The sequence below is a fragment of the Streptomyces sp. NBC_01707 genome, assembly GCF_041438805.1.
Classification (GTDB): domain Bacteria; phylum Actinomycetota; class Actinomycetes; order Streptomycetales; family Streptomycetaceae; genus Streptomyces.
Window position 1 is genome coordinate 9,531,011 of sequence record NZ_CP109190.1, and the last position, 21,194, is coordinate 9,552,204.

General features: G+C 67.0%; 11 protein-coding genes and 3 pseudogenes. 10 read left to right on the forward strand and 4 right to left on the reverse strand.

Annotation, left to right across the window (positions count from 1 at the left end):
• Window positions 1-39 precede the first annotated feature (39 nt).
• Both OG963_RS42625 and OG963_RS42630 read left to right on the forward strand, forming a co-directional pair.
• Entirely contained in the window at window positions 40-690 is a 651-nt protein-coding gene (locus OG963_RS42625; RefSeq protein ID WP_371800221.1) for an FMN-dependent NADH-azoreductase, read from the forward strand.
• A gap of 558 nt (window positions 691-1,248) precedes the next feature.
• A complete protein-coding gene (locus OG963_RS42630) occupies window positions 1,249-1,416 on the forward strand; it encodes a hypothetical protein (RefSeq protein ID WP_371800222.1) in 168 nt (55 codons plus the stop codon).
• Between the two features lie 11 nt (window positions 1,417-1,427).
• On the opposite strand, the gene OG963_RS42635 is transcribed toward OG963_RS42630, so the two are convergent.
• From OG963_RS42635 to OG963_RS42645, 3 genes are all read right to left on the reverse strand, one after another.
• On the reverse strand, window positions 1,428-2,447 hold the full coding sequence (locus OG963_RS42635; protein ID WP_371800223.1) for a zinc-dependent alcohol dehydrogenase family protein: 1,020 nt from the start codon (window positions 2,445-2,447) through the stop codon (window positions 1,428-1,430).
• Window positions 2,448-2,535: 88 nt separating this feature from the next.
• Window positions 2,536-3,123, reverse strand: a complete 588-nt coding sequence (locus tag OG963_RS42640) for a TetR/AcrR family transcriptional regulator (protein ID WP_319741184.1) — start codon at window positions 3,121-3,123, stop codon at window positions 2,536-2,538.
• 340 nt (window positions 3,124-3,463) lie between these two features.
• The gene (locus tag OG963_RS42645; RefSeq protein WP_371800224.1) at window positions 3,464-4,045 is read right to left on the reverse strand and encodes a TetR/AcrR family transcriptional regulator; all 582 of its coding nucleotides are present in this window, start codon (window positions 4,043-4,045) and stop codon (window positions 3,464-3,466) included.
• 240 nt (window positions 4,046-4,285) lie between these two features.
• On the opposite strand from OG963_RS42645, the gene OG963_RS42650 reads away from it, so the two are divergent.
• The 4 genes from OG963_RS42650 to OG963_RS42665 all read left to right on the forward strand — a co-directional run bounded on the left by OG963_RS42650 (window position 4,286) and on the right by OG963_RS42665 (window position 8,646).
• Window positions 4,286-4,897, forward strand: a complete 612-nt coding sequence (locus OG963_RS42650; protein WP_371800225.1) for a nuclear transport factor 2 family protein — start codon at window positions 4,286-4,288, stop codon at window positions 4,895-4,897.
• Between the two features lie 63 nt (window positions 4,898-4,960).
• The gene (locus tag OG963_RS42655) at window positions 4,961-6,061 is read left to right on the forward strand and encodes a Gfo/Idh/MocA family protein (RefSeq protein ID WP_371800226.1); all 1,101 of its coding nucleotides are present in this window, start codon (window positions 4,961-4,963) and stop codon (window positions 6,059-6,061) included.
• Window positions 6,062-6,159: 98 nt separating this feature from the next.
• Window positions 6,160-7,119 carry an NADP-dependent oxidoreductase gene (locus OG963_RS42660; protein WP_327419786.1) on the forward strand — a complete coding sequence of 320 codons (960 nt, stop codon included), beginning with the start codon at window positions 6,160-6,162 and terminating at the stop codon, window positions 7,117-7,119.
• A gap of 57 nt (window positions 7,120-7,176) precedes the next feature.
• Window positions 7,177-8,646, forward strand: a complete 1,470-nt coding sequence (locus OG963_RS42665) for an MFS transporter (RefSeq protein WP_371800227.1) — start codon at window positions 7,177-7,179, stop codon at window positions 8,644-8,646.
• Between the two features lie 420 nt (window positions 8,647-9,066).
• Here OG963_RS42665 and OG963_RS42670 read toward each other — a convergent pair.
• Window positions 9,067-9,203: pseudogene (locus OG963_RS42670) on the reverse strand (IS3 family transposase); the annotation flags it as partial.
• Window positions 9,204-9,319: 116 nt separating this feature from the next.
• On the opposite strand from OG963_RS42670, the pseudogene OG963_RS42675 reads away from it, so the two are divergent.
• The 4 genes and pseudogenes from OG963_RS42675 to OG963_RS42690 form a co-directional block, all read left to right on the forward strand.
• Window positions 9,320-9,826, forward strand: a pseudogene (locus OG963_RS42675) (UvrD-helicase domain-containing protein); the annotation flags it as partial.
• Window position 9,827: 1 nt separating this feature from the next.
• A pseudogene (locus OG963_RS42680) lies at window positions 9,828-9,956 on the forward strand (IS5/IS1182 family transposase); the annotation flags it as partial.
• 509 nt (window positions 9,957-10,465) lie between these two features.
• The gene (locus OG963_RS42685; protein WP_371800228.1) at window positions 10,466-14,059 is read left to right on the forward strand and encodes a LamG-like jellyroll fold domain-containing protein; all 3,594 of its coding nucleotides are present in this window, start codon (window positions 10,466-10,468) and stop codon (window positions 14,057-14,059) included.
• A gap of 171 nt (window positions 14,060-14,230) precedes the next feature.
• Window positions 14,231-20,785, forward strand: a complete 6,555-nt coding sequence (locus tag OG963_RS42690; protein ID WP_371800362.1) for an RHS repeat-associated core domain-containing protein — start codon at window positions 14,231-14,233, stop codon at window positions 20,783-20,785.
• Window positions 20,786-21,194: the final 409 nt, after the last annotated feature.

Consider the following 21,194-nt stretch of genomic DNA (forward strand, 5'->3'; position numbering starts at 1 on the left):
CGCAGGCGCCCGCCCTGTCACCCCTACTGGAGATAATCCATGGCCACGTTGCTGCACATCGACTCCTCCGTGTTCGCGGGCGGCGCCTCCGCCTCCCGCGCCGTCACGGAGACCTTCCGCAAGACCTGGGAAGAGCAACACCCGGAGAGCACGGTGATCTACCGCGACCTCTCCGTCGCCCCTGTCCCGCAGATCACCGCCGCCGCACACACCGCGGGCTTCACCGACCCGAACGCCCACTCGCCCGAGCAGGCCGCCGCCTTCGCTGAACGCCTCCAGCTGATCGAGGAACTGGAACAGGCAGACGCGGTGCTGATCGGCGCGCCGATGTACAACTACTCGATCCCGTCGACCCTCAAGGCATGGCTGGACAACGTGATCCTCCACGGCCGCACCTCGGGCGAGAACCCCTCTGCCAAGGGCACCCCGGTCACCGTCGTCGCCAGCCGTGGCGGCTCCTACGCGCCCGGCACCCCGAAGGAGCCCTACGAGTACGTGCAGAACTACCTGACGGCGACTCTCGCCGACATGCTCGCCCTCGACCTCGACTTCATCGTTCCGGAACTCACCATGGCCCCGCACAACCCGGCCATGGCCGAACTGGTGCCGCTCTGCGAAACCTCCCGCGACCGCGCCCTGCAGGACGCGACCACCAAGGCCAAGGCCCTCGTCGAACGCCTCGCCGCGTAAACATGGGAGCGCCGTGCGCGTCCCTGCCGTCAGGGCATCGCACGGCGTCCTCGATTCGCCCCAACAGCGTCCACGGGAGTGAAGGTCGTCTCGACGCCGACGCCCGGCTCATCGTCGCCGCCGCGCGGCCGGCGGCGGGCAACCACAACGACTGCAAAGTGGGAGCAGGCAGGCCAAGCATGCCATCGGCCGGGCTACAGCCATCGCGGACGGGCGGCTGCCGGAGCACCGGTCTGGTCATCCCGCACGCGAGCGCGCCGGGCCGAACTCCCGGCCAGTTCGGGCTGCCGGCGCAGGCACGTGGTGCGTCCGATGGGCGTTCACACATCCGGTCCCTGACGGCTCAGTCCGGCCTTGCCGGCGATGACCAGGTCGTTGGCGTACGGGTGCAGGCCTCTTGATCAGGAGCCGGCCGTGTTGATGAAGTTCACGCCCAAGTCGACCGCGCGGCGCAGTACGCGGACGGCCTCATCGGGGTCCTTGGGGTCGCCCCATCGTCAGAACGACCGTTCGAGCGTTCTGACGGTTTTCGACAGGCGAGCAATGGAAGAGCCTGACATGTCCAACCACTTCACCGGCCTCAGCCTCGGGCTGTCACTCGGCGACCAGCGCCTCGATCTGTGCGACCTCTACGCCTTCCGGGCGCCTGGTGCTCCGAGCGGGACCGTTCTTATCCTCAACGCCAATGCCAACGCAGATGCCATGCACCCCGACGTCGTCGCCTGAACCCGGAACGGTCACTCCGCGACGTCGATGATGATCTTGCCTGCGGCGGATCCGCTCTCCACTGCCTTGTGGGCCTCGGCGGCCGTATGGAGGGTGAAATGCCGGGGATCGACCATGGGCATGAGCGCCCCGGCGTCAACAAGGGCGGCCGTCTCCTGCAGAATCTCCCCGTGGTGCTCCCGGCCCCGTCCGGTCAGCATCGGCAGCAGCGTGAAGACGCCCGAGTACGTGGCCCCGCGGAACGACAAGGGTGCAATGCTGTGGGTGCCCCAACCCAGGGCGCTGACCACATGCCCGGTGTAGGTGCGTACCGCGGTGAAGGAGGCGTCGAGCGTTTCGCCGCCGACGGTGTCGAAGACGATGTCGAAGCCCTCACCACCGGTGTGCCGGGCGACGTAGTCCTCGACCGGGGTGGTGGTGTAGTCGATCGGCGTCGCTCCAAGGCGGGCGATGGTCTCCAGGCTGCGGGCCGATCCGGTCGCAAAGACCTCGGCTCCCCTCGCCCGGGCGATCTGAATGGCCACATGCCCGATGCCGCCGGCTCCGCCGTGGACGAGGACCCGCTGACCGGTCTTCACCTGCGCCCGGTCCACCAGACCCTCCCACGCCGTGATGACGATCAGCGGGAGTGCCGCCGCCTCCCGCGGGCTCAAGGAGACGGGCTTGTGCGCAAGCAGCCGGGCGTCGACGGCCGCGTACTCGGCCAGCGAGCCTTGCAGGTCGCCGACGCCGCCGGTGAGCCCGTACACCTCGTCGCCCGGGGCGAAGCCGGTGACCTCGGGGCCGACGGCCTCGACCACGCCGGCCAGGTCCACTCCGAGGATGGCGGGCAGCCTGCTGCGAGCGTGGGCCGCCTTACCGGCCCGGATCTTGGTGTCCAGCGGGTTCACGCCGCTGGCCGCTACTCGCACCAGCACCTGGCCCGCCCCTGCGGCAGGCGTCGTGAGTTCGCTCTGGGTCAGCGGGCCGCCGAACTGCTCCAGCACAACCGCGCGCATGGACGCGGCCGCCGCAGGGCGGGACGTGGTCATAGTATTCCTTTCGAACAGACAGGTCTGTTTTCTTTCGATCCGAAAATCTCTCAGATGCCCCGAGAGGGTGCATGAGGGCCTGGAGGGGTCAGGTGGTAGGAGACGGGCAGGAGTATTCGACCGCGAACCGTGCCGCCTCCTTGGCGGCGGCAGGCATGGCCGGGTCCTGCTCGAGCTTGCCCGCCGCCAGCGCACCGTCGACCAGCAGGGTGAGCTGCAGGGCCAGCTGGGCGGGGTCGGCAGCTCCGGCCGCCTCGGCCAGGTCGCGCACCCATGCCCGCACCGCTCGCTTGTGTTCGACGGTCACGGTGTGCGGGAGGCTCCCCGGCTCGCTCTCGGCGGCGGCGTTGATGAACGGGCAGCCGTGAAATCCGTGCCGTTCGTAGGAGGCGGTGACCGCGTCGAACAGACCCACCAGTTGATCGCGGGGACTGTCACCGGCCGCCAGCGCAGCGGCCCGCAGTTTGCCGCGCCAGGAGTCGTCGGTCCGCCGCAGATAGGCGGCGGCCAGTTCGTCCTTGGACGGGAAGTGCACATACAGGGTGGACTTGGCGACGCCCGAGTCGGCGATGATGCGGTCGACGCCCACTCCGCGCAGCCCATGGGCGGAGAACAGCTCTTCCGCCGTCGTAAGGATGCGCTCGCGCGCCGGGAGGCGCTTGGCCGTGGCAGGCATGGCAGTTACTCGACCCTCTCCGGGGACCCTTAGGATTCGTCACCTGAAGACTAACAGACAGGTCTGTCCGATCAAGCGGTCGGACGGCGTGCCTGGCTGGCGATCGAGGACCTCGCAGATACGGGGGCGCAGTGATGAGGCGGATCGCGCGAGCGCGGTCGTTCTTCAGGATGGAAAGGTTCGTTGGCCACGCCGACCCGGGAGGCGTCGGGCGCCATCGTGCCGTCCCTTCCAGATCCTCCCTCTGCGACCAGGCGGTCGAGGCAGTCACCACCTGCGGCCCGCGGTGCTTCGCTGAAGACGCCCTGGCGCGATGCGTCGTGGATCAAGCGGCGCCCGTTCAGTCAAGGGCGCCCAGGGCCACTTCGACGACCCCCATCAGCGAGGGCCGGTCCGGATCGATGGCACCCATCACCTTCAGCCCCTGCATGGTCACCAGAAGGAATCGGGCCAGGTCGCGGGGACTGCGGGCGGCGGGCAGCTCCCCACTTGCCTGCGCTTCCGCGATGAGCTCGCAGAGCGCGTCCTCCAGTGAGGCGGTCGTCGAGCGCACGTGCGCTGCGGCCTTGGGGTCGTGTGCGATGCGCTCCGTCGTGGCGCCTACGATCAGGCAGGCCTGCCGGCTGCCGTCGCGCACGATCGCGTCCACTGTCCCGACCAGGACCTCGCGCAGCAGTTCGCGAGCCGGGGCTCCGCCGCGCAGGAGCTCGACCAGAGGTAGCGCATACCGTTCGCGGTACCTGTCCATGGCCGCCAGGTACAGCCCCTCCTTGCTGCCGAACGCGGCATACAGCGATCCGCGCCCCACGCCGGTGGCGCTCACCAGGTCCTGAATCGACGTTCCCTCGTAGCCCCTGCGGCGAAAGGCGTTCATCGCCGCCTCCACCGCCGCCTCCGTGTCGAATTCCCTGATACGCGCCATGCCCCGGAGTCTATCAGGAACGAGCAGTACAAATTTTACTTGCCCATATGACATATGGACAGAAGTTTTTTTTGACTCTTCGTTCCACATAAGCTTCACTGCAAGGACGGCGCAACGATCGCCCTCCCGGCAGCGGCGCTCCTTGGATCAGCGTCCGCGCTCACAACGCCGGCCTGAACTCAAGGCCGGACAAGACCTGCCGCGCCCGCCCACGAGGCGCGGAGCCGAAAGGAAGACATCATGGACGAACAGGAATCCCGTAAGCCGTCCGCGTGGCGCTCTCGCGTGGCCGCCGCGGCTGCGGCGGCCACGCTGCTGGTCGGCGGCGGCGCGGGAGCGGCGGCCTGGGCCTCCCAGCCCGCGTCGGCCGAGCACGGCCCGGCACGCTCCCGTACCGCGTCGGACACGGCCACTGTGCAGCGGCTGGTCGACATCGAGGACATCCGGCAGTTGAAGGCGCGTTACTTCCGGTCCATCGACAGCAAGCAGTGGTCGAAGCTGGCCACGCTCTTCACCGCCCACCCCACGATCGACGTCGGCGCCAAGTACAGCAGCGGCAAGGAGCTCGCCGAGAAGACGGCGGCGCTGCTCGGCGACGCCCCCAGCGCCCACCAGGGCTTCCTCCCGGAGATCAAGGTCAATGGCAACCGCGCCTCGGCAATCTGGGCGATGGAGGACTACGTGAGCTTCCCGGCCGGCTCCAGCTACAAGAGCGGCTTCCACGGCTACGGCGAGTACCACGACACGTACAAGCGGATCAACGGCCACTGGTACATCGACAGCACCGTGCTGTCCCGGTTCCGGGTGGACAACGTCCCCAACTGGACGCCGCCCTCCGCGCCGAAGAAGTAACAACAAGTCAAGACAGACACACCCCCATGGGCCCGTCTGGGCCCCTATTCGCAGGAGTGAAACATGAGCACCATCGGTGTCGGCATCATCGGCGGCAGCCAGGGAGGCTGGGCCTCCATCAGCCACATACCCGCCCTGAAGGCACTGCCGGACTTCGAACTGCGCGCCGTCAGTACCTCGCGCCAGGAATCCGCGAACGCTGCCGGGAAGGAGTTCGGGGTCGAGGCCGCCTTCGACAACCACGCGGACCTCCTCGCCCATCCCGGGGTCGACGTCGTCGTGGTCGCGGTCAAGGTCCCCCACCACCGGGAGCTGATCTCGGCGGCGATCGACGCCGGCAAGACGGTCTACGCCGAATGGCCACTCGCCCTGAACCTGGCCGAGGCCACCGAGCTGACCCGGCGCGCCGAGGCTGCGGGGGTTCGCACCGCGATCGGCCTGCAGGGCCGTTACCACCCCGAACTCCGCTTCGCGCGCCGCCTGGTCGAGGACGGCCGGATCGGCCGAGTCCTGGGCACCAGCATGGTGGCCTCCGGCATGGTCTGGGGCGGGGAGACCACCCGGGCCCATGCGTACTGGTACGACCGGACGCAGGGCGCCACTCCGCTGACCGGCGCCGCCCTCCACGCCATCGACGCGCTCAACGTCACTCTCGGCCAGTTCGGTCACCTGTCGGCCAACCTCGTCCTGGGCCGCACGCAGGTCACCGTGACCGACGACGGCAACACCGTCGTCCCGGTGACCGCCCCGGACCAGATCTCCCTCACCGGCACCCTCGACAGCGGCGCCGCGGTGTCCGTCTTCTACCGCGGCGGCACCTCCCGCGGTGACAATTTCCGCTGGGAGATCAACGGCACCGATGGCGACATCGTCCTGACCGCTCCGTGGGGCAACATCCAGGTCACCGACCTCACGCTCCAGGCCGGCTTCGGTACGGACACGGCGGTCTCCCCGCTCGAGGTGCCCGCCGAGTACTCCGTCGGCATCCCCGCGGGCCTCGTCGGCCCGGCCAGGAACGTTGCCGCGCTCTACACCGACCTGGGGCGGGACTTGCGCGAAGGAACCCGCACGGTCCCCGACTTCGCCTACGCCCACACGCGCCACCAGCTCCTGGACGCCATCGACCGCTCATCCGCCGAAGGCGCCGCACAGACCCTGGCCTGACCTGCCCGACCCGACCCGACGCCGGTGAGGACAGCCGTGTGCACCCGGCCACCCCCATGCCCCGAATCTGTAACGAACGGTCAAAATTGCGAGGGATCATGAAGACAGTAGGCGTAACCCGATTCGGGGGGCCTGAAGCCCTGCGGGTCTTCGAGGTGCCCGAGCCCCACGCCGGTCCCGGTCAGGTGCGCGTCCGGGTGCACGCCGCATCGGTGAATCCCGGCGACAGGTATCTGCGCAACGGTTCACTCGGCCTCATCTCCCCTGCACCCCCGTACGTCCCGGGCATGGAAGCCGCCGGAGTGTTGGATGAGATCGGGGCGGGCGCGGTCACCGATCTGCGCATCGGGGACCGGGTGATGGCGATGACCATGCCGACCGAGCCCGGCGGCGGCGCCTATGCGCAGTACCTGACCCTGCCCGCGCAACGGGTGACCCGCGCACCCGAGGGAACCAGCCATGCCGAGGCTGCGACGCTGCCTATGAACGGACTGACCGCCCGGCGGGCCCTTGACCTGCTCGGCCTGTCCGCCGGGCAGAGCGTCGCGGTCACCGGTGGTGCGGGAGTGGTCGGCGGACTCGTGATCCAGATGGCCAGGGCCGAGGGGATCACAGTGGTGGCGGACGCGTCGCCGGCGGACGAGGAACTCGTGCGTTCGCTGGGGGCCGACCTCGTAGTACTGCGTGGACCCGGTGTGGCCCGGCGCATTCTCGACGCCGTACCGGAGGGCGTCGACGGACTGGTGGACACGGCCGTCATCGGCTCCTCGGCGGTAGCCGGGGCCGTCCACGACGGCGGCGTCATCGTCACGCTCCTCGGCGAGGGCCCCCGCGCTCTTCGCCCCACGGAGCTGCGACGCCGATCCCTGCGCACCTACATGGTGTTCGTTCCGGACTACCTCGACGACCGCGCCCGGCTGGACCGCCTGCGCGCGCAGGCCGAAGCAGGCGAACTCACCTTGCGTATCGCCCGCGTCCTGCCGGCGGAACAGGCCGCCGAAGCCCACCGTCTCCTCGAGGCAGGCGGTGTCCGCGGCCGACTCGTCCTGGAGTTCTGACCCTCCCAGCACCAGTACCAGCACCACATCAACCAACTGCTGAGGACCTCTTCCTTCATGTCTGCGACATCCGCACATCCGCATCCGCGCCGCTGGGCTGCACTGCTGTTCATATCCATCGCCCAGCTGATGGTCTTCCTGGACAGCGCGGTCATGAACATCGCGCTGCCCTCCGCCCAGGACGCCCTGCACTTCTCCGACGGCGGCCGCCAGTGGGTCATCACCGCCTACGGCCTGGCCTTCGGCGGACTGCTCATCCTCGGCGGGCGCCTGAGCGACCTCCTGGGCCGCAAGCGGACCTTCACCATCGGCCTGGTCGGCTTCGCCCTGGCCTCCGCACTGGGCGGAGCCGCCACGAACCTGGGCATTCTCCTGACCGCGCGCGCCGGGCAGGGCGTCTTCGGTGCCCTGCTGGCGCCCTCCGCCCTGGCCCTGATCTCGCTGACCTTCACCAACCCCAAGGAACGCGCCAAGGCCTTCGGTATCTTCGGCGCCATCGCCACCGCCGGCGGCGCCCTCGGCCTGCTGCTCGGCGGGGTGCTCACCCAGTACCTGAACTGGCGCTGGTCGATGCTGGTCAACATCCCGATTGCCGTCATCGGCATCATCGGCGCGATCACCGTCATCCAGGACATCCCCACCGACGGCAAGCGCACCCGCCTGGACATACCCGGCGCGATCCTCGCGACTTTGGGCCTGGTCGCCCTGGTCTTCGGCTTCGCCGAGGCAGAGAGCCGCGGCTGGGACTCCGGTCTCACCATCACGATGCTCATCGCAAGCGTGATCCTCCTGCTGGCCTTCGCCATCCTGGAGGGCAAGCTCACGTCGCCGCTGCTGCCACTGCACATCCTGACGGAACGCAACCGGGCCGGCGCCTACCTCTCAGTGGCCCTCGCCGTGATCAGCATGTTCGGCATGTTCCTGTTCCTCAGCTACTACCTGCAGCTCGTCAAGGGCTACTCCCCGATCGAAACCGGTGTGGCGTTCCTGCCGCTGGCTGCCGCCCAGGCCTTCGGCTCCATGGTCATCGGCACGCGACTCACCGGCAGGATGCGCCCCGGCCTGCTGATGAGCGGCGGCTACCTCGTCACCGCCATCGGTGTGCTCCTGCTGGTCCTACTGCGGGAAGACAGCTCCTACAGCCTGCTTGCCGTCGCCGAGATCATCACCGGCCTCGGCATCGGCACCGCCTTCATGCCCTCCATGAGCCTGGGAACCCACGGAGTCGGACCCGAGCACGCCGGTGTCGCCTCCGCGATGGTCGGCGCCTCCCAGCAGGTCGGCGGTTCGGTCGGCACCGCGCTGCTGAACACCATCGCGGCCAGCTCCACCGCCACCTACCTGCTCTCCCACGTACACGGCAAGGCCAACACCAACGCCGCGCTGGTGCACGGATTCTCCACGGCCTATTGGTGGGCGGTCGGCTTCCTCGTCCTGTCCGCGCTGATCTCCCTCCTCGCGGTCAACGCACCCCATCCCAGCCACCACACCCCTGAATCATCCAAGGTCCCCGAGATGGCGATCTGACCACTGAACCCCTCTGCAAGCCAGACCTTTGAGCCTCCCCAAGATCGAGTACTGGCGGACCAGGTGCTGGCGCAAAGACCGAGGCCAGCAATCCTGCTGCCCACACCGACGATGCTTACGTCACCTCGAGGGCGCTGAGAAGGCCTTGCCGGTGCCTACCTGGCTTCGTCCACGAGCACGGGTTCTGGCATACATTCCGTAGCGATCTCGAGTCCGGCTTCGGCGGAGCGTGATTATGCGTGATCCGCGCAGGTCACGTGACGCGCGAGTCCTGTTGGCGCCGAGCTAGCGAGATCTTTCACGGAATCAGAAGTTGAGCCAGAGGCATTTCTCGTGAACATCCGCGGGACTGCGGGACCGCTGATCACCAACCGCTGTTGAAACTCGAGGGTCTGGTGCTCGATCGGGTGACAGTTTCGGTCACGCGGCCTGGAGGGCCGGTGTGGTCATGACGGTCTCGAATTCGATGGGGTCAGCCGACCGAGCGAGGCCTGTCTGCGGCGGCGGTGGTAGGTCCTCTCGATCCAGGTCACGATCGCGATCCGCAGTTCCTCGCGACCCGCACGACGTCCTGGCGGAACTCTTCCGGGTATGGCTTGGGCACAGCGACATCCTTCCCACCCGCCCCACAGGGCAAGCCAGTTCAGATGTCACCCGATCGTGCGTCAGACCCCAGGACACCAACCCCGTGGTTGAGGAAATCCTCCTCAACCAGCGTAGCCACGCCCAGTTGGTGATGGTCGGCGACTCCGCACAAGCCATCTACCAATGGCGTGGCGCACGCGACGTGATGACCACCTTCCAGGCCGCACAACTGGCACTGTCAAGATCCTTCCGCTTCGGCCCCCATCTGGCGGCCGAAGCCAACCGGTGGCTCACCATCGCTGACGCACCCCTGCGCCTCCAGGGGACCGAGGCAATCTGCACCGAGGTCGGTCCCTTGGATCGGCCGGATGCCATCTTGTGCCGCACCAACGTGGGCGCCATGAACGAAGTCATGCAACAGCTGGCAGCAGGGCAACGTGTAGCTCTGGTCGGGGGAGGGGACACGCTGCGTGCACTGGCCCGCTCGGCCAACGACCTCAAAGAAGGCCGCCGTACCTCCCACCCCGAGCTCGTTCTGTTTGCCACGTGGGGGGACTTGCAGGACTACGCCGGACACGACCCGGCCGGCCGTGACCACCATCGCCTGGCTCCACGGCTTCCGCCGCCTCCGCATCCGATGGGAACGACGCGACGACATCCACGAAGCCTTCCTCGGCCTCGCCACCTGCATCATCACCCACCGACACGTCCAACGCCTTTGTTAGGACCTCTTAGCGGGCGACTTTGAGACATGCGGGGGAGACCTGTGCGTGTCCGTCGGCGGTCCGGACGTCTCAGCGACCGGACCGTACGGCATCTATCAGCCAGTCACACCACCAACGACTGCTTGCATCTGACGGCAGGACAGATCCGCACGCGACGGCTCCGTACCGCACGCCAGTACATCGTAAATCTTTCATTTGCCTGTTATTCATTTCGTGCCACATGGTCGTTCATTTCATTCGGCGGATTTTCGGTTTCCTAAATCGGTGCTTCTCCTCTGTTGGGGGTCCAAAACTCTAGAGTGTGATCTGGATCACTGTTGACTTGTGCGATTGCCCGGTTACGGTCAGCGTCATATTCGTGATGTATGTGTGACGCATGGGGTGGGGCTGTGAATTCACACAAGGGGGGCCGGGTTTCGCGTAGGCGAAACCCGGTGGCACGTCATGCTTTTGTAAAATTTTTGGCGTGGGTGTTGTTCGTCGGCGGTGCGTGCGTGGTGAATTCGCCGGTGGTTCACGCTGCTACGGCATCGGCGCAGACGCCGTCCGAGGAGGCTGCGGCGTCGGGTGAGCCGGTCGAGGTCACATCCGAGCGGACGGAGTATTCGCAGACGTTCGCGAATCCGGACGGGACGTACAGCCTGAAGCAGGCGACGTCGCCGCAGCGGGCGAAGGACGCCTCGGGCCAGTGGCATGACATCGACACGGCGCTCGTGCGCCGGGCCGACGGCACGATCGGTCCGCGGTCTGCGGCTGTGGCCGAGTCGTTCTCGGCCGGCGGCAGCCAGACGATGGTCCGTCTGGAACGCGATGTGCAGGCGCTGTCGGTGAGCTGGCCGGGTTCTCTCCCGGAGCCTTCGCTGGACGGCGCGACTGCGACCTACGCGGAGGTCTTGCCCGGGGTGGATCTGCAGCTGACTGCGATGCCGGACGGGTACCGGGAGGTGCTGCAGGTCAAGTCCGCGCAGGCTGCGCAGAACGAGGCCCTGGAGCAGTTGCGGTTCACCATCGCGGGCAAGGGCCTGGCCCTGGTTACGGGAGCCGGTGGCGGGCTGCGGGCGATCGATGCGGACAGCAACGCGGTGTTCACGGGTCCGGCAGGACAGATGTGGGACTCCGCCGGAGACGACACCGGCGTCCAGCCTCAGACGCTCCGGGCGGCAGGCCCCGAGACGGCGCCTTCCTCGGGGGCGTCCGGCAGCACCGTTGACGGCGGCGGTGTGCCCGCGCAGCCGGGCGACGGCGACGTAACCGCCACCCTGCCTGTGCAGGTCGACGCCGACAGCATCGCTGTCGCCCCCGACCTGAACCTGCTGCGCGGCGACGACACCGTCTACCCGGTCTTCATCGACCCGTCGGTGGGGCTCTCGCGCGCGGAGCGCACCGTGCTGTCCTCCGACGGCGACAAGTTCTACCAGTTCTCCGGCGAATACGGTGTGGGGCGCTGTTCGAGCGCGGACGGCTACTACTGCGGTGAAAATTACGTAAACCGCATGTATTTCGAGTTCAGCCCCAGTGCTCTGGCCGGTAAGCATGTTTTGCATGCCACTTTCCGGGCGCACGAGACGTGGTCGTTCAACTGCGACCCCTATACGGTCAATCTGGAGCGCACCGGGAATATCTCCGAGGGTACGCGGTGGCCCGGGCCGGCCATCGGAAATCTCATGGACTCCCGGAAGGTCTCGGCGGGCCGGGGCGACAACTGCAGCCCCTCCCAGCCCGATTCCTGGGTCGAGTTCAACGGCAGCCTGACGAAGAACGTGCAGGATTTCGCAGACGGCAAGTTCTCCCGGCTCACGCTGATGCTGCGCGCCGGCGACGAGAGCGAACCGCGCGCCTGGAAGCGCTTTGACGACAACGCCGAGATCACCGTGGACTACGTGCCGGATCCCGGTGTCCCGATCAATGTCGGCGTCATCCCGGGTGTGGCCGGGGCGAACGCGCACGGCTACTGCCAGCCGGCGAGCGACCCGCTGGCCGTCACGGTGGACCAGCCCACGGTCCGCGCCCGGGTCGAGACGGAGGTCGCACCGGGAACCAACGACAGCAAGGGCCAGCTGAAGGCCAACTACCGCATCGCGCGCAAACTCGATACCGGCGCGTGGGAGGAAATCTGGGCGGAGGACAGCCTCGACAGCGGCTACGTCCTGGACGGCACGCTGCTGGACAAGCAGACGTCCAAGCGCACGGACGGCACCCAGTACCGTTACCGTGCCCGCACACAGTCCCACTGGTCCTACAACGGTGACAGCGGCGATCTGTACTCCTCGTTCTCACCCTGGTGCTACTTCACCATCGACTCCACCGCCCCCAAGGCCCCGCAGATTCAGCCCAAGGACCCCGCCAACGGTTCGCCCTACGTGGAGTGCACCACGGACGCGTGCCCGGCCAAGGGCGGCCGGGGCGTTGCCGGCAGCTTCGTGTTCAAGCCCAACAGTGCCGATCCGGACATCAGCAAATACCAGTGGACGCTGACCGGCCCGAGCGGGAAGGTCGGGGACCCCCACACCATCACGGCGAAGTCCGATCACACGGCCGAGGCGAGCGACGTCATACCGAGCATGGGCGGCACCCACCATCTGACGGTGTGGGCCATGGACGTCCGGGCGCGCACCGGTACACCCGAGACCTTCGACTTCCAGGTCACTCTTCCCCCCGGGCCGGTCGGACGCTGGCACTTCAACGACGCCGCCCCCGGTTCCGGTGTGACCACGGCCAAGGACAGCGCCGCGGACGACCTTCAGCACGACCCGTCCGCCGCCACCCATGACCTGACGATGCACGACGGTGCCGGCTTCTCCTCCATGGCCAGGCGCGGTGATGAGGACACCTCGCTGTGGCTGGACAGCAGCAACCCCGACCTGCAGAAGGCGTACGCCGACTCGTCCGCCCCGGTGGTGAACACCGCGCACTCGTTCACCGTCTCGGCCTGGGTGTACCTCACCGACGCCTCGTCCAGCCACATGATCCTGACCGCACCCGGTACGCAGGCTCAGGCATTCGCGCTGTACTACTCCTCGTCCACGAAGTCGTACGTGTTCCACTACTCGGCCACGGACTCCGCGACGCCGGTCTTCGTCAAGTCCCAGGCGGCGGCGACCGATCCACCGCTGCGGGTATGGACGCATCTGGCAGGGGTCTACACCGCGGCCACCGACACGAACGGCAACCGCACGCCGCACGACGACACCATCCAGCTCTACGTCAACGGCCGCGCCCAGGGCGACCCGGTCAACCTGTACGCCGCCGCACCCGGCTACGTTCCGTGGGAAGCAGGAAAAGGCCTGCAGGTGGGCCAGTCGATCGTGCGGGGGGCAACCGGGCAGTACTTCCGCGGCCGGATCGACGAAGTCGCCGCCTGGCAGAGCGCCCTGTCCGCTGACGAGGTCGCCAAGGAAGCTCAGGCAAGCGAGAAGAACGCACCGACCGTCGAGCTGATGGCCGACTGGAACGCGGAGAACTCGTCGGGCACCACGGTCAGCGAGTTTTCGCCCTACCCGATCGGCGCCATGGCCCTGTCGTCAGGGGCGAGCCTGGACGACGAGTCCAGCACGCTACTTCTGAACGGCAGCGGCGGCTACGCGTCAATGACCGGTCCGGTGGTCGACGAGACAGGCTCGTTCACTGTCTCCGCCCAGGCCCAGCTCGACCCCGACGTCCTTAACACCAAACCCGACGGCTATCAGGCCCAGATCGCCGGCCAGGCCGGCAGCGGGGGAGCCTCGTGGGCCCTGGCCGTGCAGAAGCTGGGCACGGACTCCTACGTGTGGAAGTTCCTTCGCACCACGTCCTCCGGGACCACCGTGGCCACGGCTGATGTGACCGACCTGTCCGAACTGGCCGACACCGGCTCCCCGGTGACGCTGACCGGTGTCTACGACGCACAGGACCAAGGCGGCCGCATGCACCTGTACGTCGGTGCCGAGCAGGTGGAGGACGGCACCAACAACGCCGTCACCACCCCCCAGCAGGGCACCGGAAGCCTGTCCATGGGCGGCACCTCTGACAGCAGCTACTTCGCCGGACGGCTGAGCCGACTGCGGATCTGGGCCGGCGCCATGACGCGCGACGACATCCGCTCCCGCGTCATCTCCACTGACTGATCCGATCCCGGCGGGCGGAGACGCCTCATTGTCCTCCGTCCGCCGGGCCGACGCGCACGAACAGCGGTTCAGGCTGCTGCGTCCCCTTGATCCTGCCCCCGCCGTGCACGAGTACGGTCTGCCACCTGATGCCCCTGCGGGGGCCGTTCATGGAGCTTCGACGTGAGACCCATGCCGCTGTTTGGCCGCCGCACCGCCACTAAGACCGCCACCCGCTGGCACACCCGGATAGCCGTCACCGTCGCCTTCGTCCTCCTGCCCGGCGTGCTCACGCCGTTGACCGCGACGGCCCAGGAATCGCATCCGCTGGGCCGGCCCGATCAACCCAAGCCGGTCTCGGCCAAAATGCTCCCGCTGAAGCCGAAGCAGACGGCAACCGGACGCCTCATAGCCCGCCAGGCAGCAGCCAACAAGAAGGCGGCGGACCGGGCACTGCGCGACCAGGACACCACCGTGGTCTGGCCGAAGGCTACGACCGCCACGCTGACCACGCCTACCACTGGAGCGACCAAGGTCACGGCAGGATCCCTGCCCGTTGCCCTGTCCGCCCCCACCGGCAAACAGGCCCGCGCCAAGAAGGCGGCGCAGACGGTCAAGGTGTCCGTGCTCAGCCACTCGCGGACCACGGCGCTCGGCGTCAAGGGCGTCGCTCTGACCGTCACGGCCCCGCGCAGCGGCGGAACGGCCGATCTCGCTGTCGACTACTCTGCCTTCGCCGACGCCTACGGCGGCGACTGGGCCGGACGCCTCCAGGTCCTGCGCCTGCCCGACTGTGCCCTGGCTCATCCCGGCAAGGCATCGTGCCGCAGTACGACGCCTGTGACCTTCACCAACGACCGCCGCGGTCAGAAGCTCCGCACTCACCTCGCCTTCAGCACCACCGACCCCGCATCCGCGACAACTGGGTCCGGCACGTCGCCCGCCGCGAAGTCGCAGGTGACCGATGGGCAGACCATGGTGCTCGCGCTCGCGGCGGGAACCAAGTCCGGCGGTGGAGACTACAAGGCCACCCCGCTGTCGGCGTCCTCGACCTGGCAGGCTGGCGGCTCCTCGGGGACCTTTACCTGGAACTACCCGCTCAAGGCGCCGCCGGTCGCCGCCGGCCCCAGTCCCGACCTGGCCATCTCCTACGACTCCGGAAGTGTGGACGGTCGTACCGCCAGTACCAACAACCAGGGCAGCCAGATCGGCGAAGGCTTCGACCTGACCTCCTCCTACGTCGAGCGCAAGTACGGGTCCTGCGACGACGATGGCCAGGACGGCAAGTACGACCTGTGCTGGAAGTACGACAATGCCTCGCTGGTCCTCAATGGCAAGGCCACCGAGCTGGTCAAGGACGACAGCACCGGCAAGTGGCGCCTCAAGGATGACGACGCCTCGATCGTCACCCACTCCACCGGCGCCGACAACGGCGATGACGTCACTAGTGGCAAGGGGGACGGAAAGGGCGAGTACTGGACCGTCACCACTGGCGGTGGCAACAAGTACGTCTTCGGCCTGAACAAGCTCGACGGCGCAGGAAGCGAACGCACCAACAGCGTCTGGACCGTGCCGGTCTTCGGCGACGACGACAGCGAGCCCGGCTACTCCGACGGCGCCTCCTTCAGCGCACGTGCCAAGACCCAGGCCTGGCGATGGAACCTCGACTACGTCGAGGACACCCACGGCAACGCCATGAGCTACTGGTACACCGCCGAAACCAACAACTACGACAAGCTCGGCGACGACACCACCGGCACCCCGTACACCCGCGGCGGATACCTCAGCAAAATCCTCTACGGCCAGCGGGCCGGCAACCTGTTCTCCGCCACCCCGGCCGCCTCCGGCAAGGTCACCTTCACCTACAACGAGCGCTGCATCCGCGACGACGACGGATGCGACTCCCTGACCGCCTCCACCAGCGCCCACTGGCCCGACGTCCCCTACGACGCCATCTGCAAGGACGGCGACAAATGCACCGGCAACGCCGGCCCCACCTTCTTCACCCGCAAACGCCTGACCGGCATCACCACCTACGCCTGGAACGCTGCCCTCACCCCGACCGCCGACTTCCAGGCCGTCGACTCGTGGAAGCTGACGCAGGATTACCGGGACCCCGGTGAGACCGGGGACTCCGCCGACCAGTCCCTGTGGCTGAAGTCCATCCAGCACACCGGTGAACACGGCACACCGCTGTCCACGGACCCGGTCAGCTTCACCAGCGAATTCCTCACCAACCGCGTCGACGGCAGCGCCGACGACATCCTGCCGCTGGCCAAGCCGCGCCTGACCGGCATCACGACGGAGACCGGCGCCAAGACCGCCGTCACCTACGCGGCTCCCGACTGCGTTGCCGGCGAGACCATGCCGCGCCCCGACCAGAACACCCGTACCTGCTACCCCGTCTACTGGGCACCCAACGGCGGCGAGCCTGTACTGGACTGGTTCCAGAAGTACCCCGTCACCGCCGTCGCGACCAGCGACGAGACGGGCGCCTCCGGCACCATCAGCGACACCTACCAGTACACCGGCGGCGGGGCCTGGCACTACAACGACGACCCCATGACCCCGCAGAAGGAGCGCACCTGGTCCCTCTGGCGCGGCTTCGCGAAGGTCACCCACCTCACCGGTCCGAGCAACGGCACCCAGAGCAAGACCGTCAACGTCTACATGCGCGGCATGAACGGTGACCGTCTCCTGGAGGCGGACGGCAAGACCCTGGACCCGGACGCCCGCAGAACAGCCCAGAGCGCTGGCATCACGGCCGCCGCCCTCACCGATGCGGACCAGTACGCCGGCTTCACCCGGGAGTCCGTTACCTACGACGGTGCCAGTGAAGTCGCTGGCACGGTAAATGACCCCTGGTCCCACAAGACCGCGACCCAGCACAAGTCGTACGCCGACACCGAGGCGTACTACGTCCGCACCGGCGCCAGCCACACCCGCACCCGCATCACCAGCAGCCCGTCCGCGGACCGCACCCGCACGACCGCCACCACCTACGACGACTACGGCATGCCACAGACCGTGGAAGACAACGGTGACGACGCCGTTACCGGGGACGAGACCTGCACCCGCACCTGGTACGCCCGCAACACCTCCGCCGGCCTGACCTCACTGCCTTCCCGCAGTCGTACGACCGCCAAGCCGTGCGACACCGCCGACAGCGCACTGAACCTGCCGACCGACTCCACCACCGCCGGCGACGTCATCTCCGACACCGCCACCACCTACGACGCGACCACCGCCTGGACCGCCGACCAGAGCCCCACGCGAGGCGAGCCCCAATGGACCGGCCGTGCCAGCGGCTACGACAGCAGCGATCAGCCGAGCTGGCAGAAGCTCAGCACCACGACGTTCGACACACTGGGCAGACCCCTGGTCGTTCGGGACACTGCTGACACGCAGCTGAGCAAGACCACCTACACTCCGGTCGCCGCCGGTCCCCTGACCGCCGTGGCCGTTGCTGACGCGAAGTTCACGACCAACACCGTCGTCGACTTCGCCACCGGCGCGCCCACCAAAGTCACCGACCCCAACTCAAAGATCACCGAGACCACCTACGACAGCCTCGGACGCACCACCCAGGTCTGGCTGCCCAACCGACTCCGCATCGCGAACGCCACACCCAACTACACCTACGCCTACCACCCGTCCCAGGACACCGCGTCCTGGGTCTCCACCAACTCCCTCACACCGACAGCCTCGGGCTACACCACCACCTACACCATCTACGACTCCCTGCTACGCGCCCGGGAAACCCAGTCCCCCTCCCCGTCGGGCGGCCGCATCGTCAACCTGACCCAGTACGACACCCGCGGTCTGACCACCTCCACCCTGTCCGACATCTGGGACGCGCACAACGCACCGTCGGGCACCCCGGCCACCGTCGAGGGCGGCCAGGCACCCCTGCAGGTGGACACCACCTACGACGGCGCCGCCCGCCCCGTCACCAGCGAGACCAAGGTGCAAGGCGCCCATCGCTGGACCACCACCACCGACTACCAGGGCGACCGCGTCATCCAGACGGCCCCCGCCGACGGTCAGGCGACCGCGACATTGACCAACGCCCTGGGCCAGACCACCGAGAGCCGGGAGTACGCCGCACCGGACGCCACCGGGTCCTACAACCACACCCGCTACACCTACACACCCGCCGGGCAGCAGAAGACCATCACCGCCCACGACAACAGCGTCTTCTCCTACACCTACGACCTCTTCGGCCGCCAGATAAGCGCCACCGATCCCGACAAGGGCAGCAGCTCCACCCACTACAACAACCTCGACCAGGTCGACTGGACCCAGGACGCGGAAAACCGCAAGCTCCTCTACCAGTACGACGTACTCGGCCGTAAGACCGACCTGTGGCAGACCGACACCACCGCCGCCAACAAGCTCGCCCACTGGGACTACGACCAAGCCACCAATGGCAAGGGCCAGCAGGACACCGCCACCCGATACGTCGGCGGCAGCAGCGGGCAGGCCTACATCCAGAAGATCACCAAGTTCGACGGCTTCTACAACGCCACCAACACCTCGCTCACCCTCCCGGCCAACGACCCGCTCGTCTCCGCAGGTGTCCCGCAGACACTGAACTTCGATGCCTTCTACAACGCCACCAATCAGCTGTCCGGCATCGACGACCCTGCCGTCGCCGGCCTGGCCCTGGAAGGCATCACCAACGTCTACGACAACCTCGGCAGCCTGAAAACCGTCAACGGCACCACCGGATACCTGCTTGGCGCCGCCTACTCCGAACTCGGCGACCTCACCACCCTCACGCTGGGCATGGACGACACCAGTTCGGCGAGGAAGGCGTACCTCAATTACGGCTACGAGAACGGCACCCGCCGCCTGACCCGGTCCTACGTCACCGACGACGTCCACGGCTACATGCCGCAGGACCTCAACTTCAAGCAGGACGACGCGGGCAACGTCACCTCCATCAGCGACGCCAGCACCCTCGGCGGCACCGGCAAGGCCGACAACCAGTGCTTCACCTACGACGGCTACAGCCGCCTGACCGAAGCCTGGACCCCCAAGACCGCCGACTGCGCCGACACCGGACGCACCACCGCCAACCTCGGCGGCGCCGCCCCCTACTGGACCTCCTACAGCTACACCGCCTCCGGGCAGCGCAACACCGAGACACAGAACCTGCCCACCGGCAATCAGAGCACCAACTACGTTTACGGAACCGCCAACGGCCAGCCCCACCCCCTGGACCACACCACCGGAACCAAGAACACCACCTACACCTACGACAAGACCGGCAACACGACACACCGGCCCGGCACCACGGCAACCCAAACCCTCACCTACAACAGCGAAGGCAAACTCGCCAGCCTCACCGAAGGCACCAAGCAGACCAACTACATCTACGACGCGAACGGCAATCTCCTGATCCGCCGGGCCACCGGCGACGGCGACACCATCCTCTACCTCGGCGACACCGAAGTCCGCCTCACTATCAAGGGCACCACCAAAACCCTCAGTGGCACCCGCTACTACACCGCAGGTGGCCAGACCATCGCTGTCCGGACGGCGGTCTCGGGCACCTCAGGGACGAAGCTTGCCTTCCTCGCCGCCGACCACCACGGCACCTCCAGCATTGCCCTGGACGCCACGACGTACGCGCTCACGAAGCGCTACAGCACGCCGTTCGGCGCCCCCCGCGGCTCGAAGGCGACCAACTGGCCCGACGACAAGGCATTCCTCGGCAAACCAGCCGACGAGTCCACGGGTCTGACGCATGTCGGCGCCCGCGAGTACGACCCGGGCATCGGCCAGTTCCTCAGCGTCGACCCCGTCCTGAGCCTCAACCAGCCGCAGTCCCTCAACGGCTACGCCTACGCCAACAACAGTCCCGTCACTTCCAGCGACCCGACGGGTCTGTGTATTGACCCCGGAAACGGACACTGCCAGCCCGACGACGGCGGCAAGAGCGGATCCCAGAAACCGGACCCGGCCTACGGAAACACCAACCCGCCCTACAACGGCCCATACAACGGAACCCGCGCAAGCGTCGGCACCGCATCCCTGACAAATAGCTCCTCTGGATCGGGGAATCTCATTCTGGGGTCTGAACCTGCCCCGCAGCTGCTCTGCTATCAGACCGCTGCATGTATCCCAAACTCGGATCTCTCTGAAACTTTCAATAAGCTCGACAAAATGTTTGATACTGCACAGGCACACCAGGCGCTCGAGGAGCGGTGCGACAAAAACCCAAGGGCGAGGGAATGTATTGATCTCGCGTTCGATGGCCAGGACTGGGAATCCGCGTACACGAATGAGAAGGGAGACTTCAATGCATGCACCTCCCACGCCAACCAGGAAACACGGTGTGCTGCGAAAGGGGATCTGTCAGGGCACATCGGGCCGGATTGGCTGGATGAGGCGGCTCACGGCTACGTAGGGGTGCAGTACTGCATGGCGCTCTGCATCGGAATATCACAGGCTGGCGATGGGCACAGATACTTGAACATAGGTGCGGTTGGCTTCGGTGGTAGGAGCACCTCTGGCGGAGCGGCTACTGCAGTAAGCGGTGAACAGTCGTGGTTCAGTGTTCAGGCGTGTGGGAGTCTAGGTCCCGGAGTCTGCGGGACAATCGGAACACGATCCGATCCCAACGTGCCGACATGGTCAACCGCGCAGGCCGGTACGGGCGACTACTGGTATGGAGGGGCCGCTGCTCCAGGCATCGGGTGGTTTGTCGGTCTCAATGTCGCCTATCCGCTCCCTTGGTAGGGTCATTGTCGTCAGGCGTTGGGTTTACCAAAGGTGCCCCTTTTGGGGTGGCGAAGGGGTATTGAGTGGATTTTCATGAGGTGATTGCAGCCTCGGTTGAGCGAACGCCTCCACCCGCTTGGCTGACCATCCTTCTCTGCTCATTGGCTGCGCTGGTTGGCGTATTCGTGGCGGCTAATTTCCGGGGCATCCCTAAGCGATGGCATGAGAGTTGGGGTGGGAGTGATCGCCGGGAGTCCTCGTTCTCTTATGGGCATCAAAGACTTATCGGTGCCGTCATAGCGGCAGGCGCGATCTGGGGCATAATTGGAGTAATTCTAGGTAGATCTTATTAGTACGGCAGTTGTAGATCGTGATCTTGTCCACGAGCGGCCAGAGCGTTCTCGTCATCGCGATGCTGAGACTCGCT

Coding starts and splice junctions, on each gene's coding strand:
- OG963_RS42625 (WP_371800221.1), top strand. CDS start 40: ATGGCCACGTTGCTGCACATCGACTCCTCCGTGTTCGCGGGCGGCGCC.
- OG963_RS42630 (WP_371800222.1), top strand. CDS start 1,249: ATGTCCAACCACTTCACCGGCCTCAGCCTCGGGCTGTCACTCGGCGAC.
- OG963_RS42635 (WP_371800223.1), bottom strand. CDS start 2,447: ATGACCACGTCCCGCCCTGCGGCGGCCGCGTCCATGCGCGCGGTTGTG.
- OG963_RS42640 (WP_319741184.1), bottom strand. CDS start 3,123: ATGCCTGCCACGGCCAAGCGCCTCCCGGCGCGCGAGCGCATCCTTACG.
- OG963_RS42645 (WP_371800224.1), bottom strand. CDS start 4,045: ATGGCGCGTATCAGGGAATTCGACACGGAGGCGGCGGTGGAGGCGGCG.
- OG963_RS42650 (WP_371800225.1), top strand. CDS start 4,286: ATGGACGAACAGGAATCCCGTAAGCCGTCCGCGTGGCGCTCTCGCGTG.
- OG963_RS42655 (WP_371800226.1), top strand. CDS start 4,961: ATGAGCACCATCGGTGTCGGCATCATCGGCGGCAGCCAGGGAGGCTGG.
- OG963_RS42660 (WP_327419786.1), top strand. CDS start 6,160: ATGAAGACAGTAGGCGTAACCCGATTCGGGGGGCCTGAAGCCCTGCGG.
- OG963_RS42665 (WP_371800227.1), top strand. CDS start 7,177: ATGTCTGCGACATCCGCACATCCGCATCCGCGCCGCTGGGCTGCACTG.
- OG963_RS42690 (WP_371800362.1), top strand. CDS start 14,231: ATGCCGCTGTTTGGCCGCCGCACCGCCACTAAGACCGCCACCCGCTGG.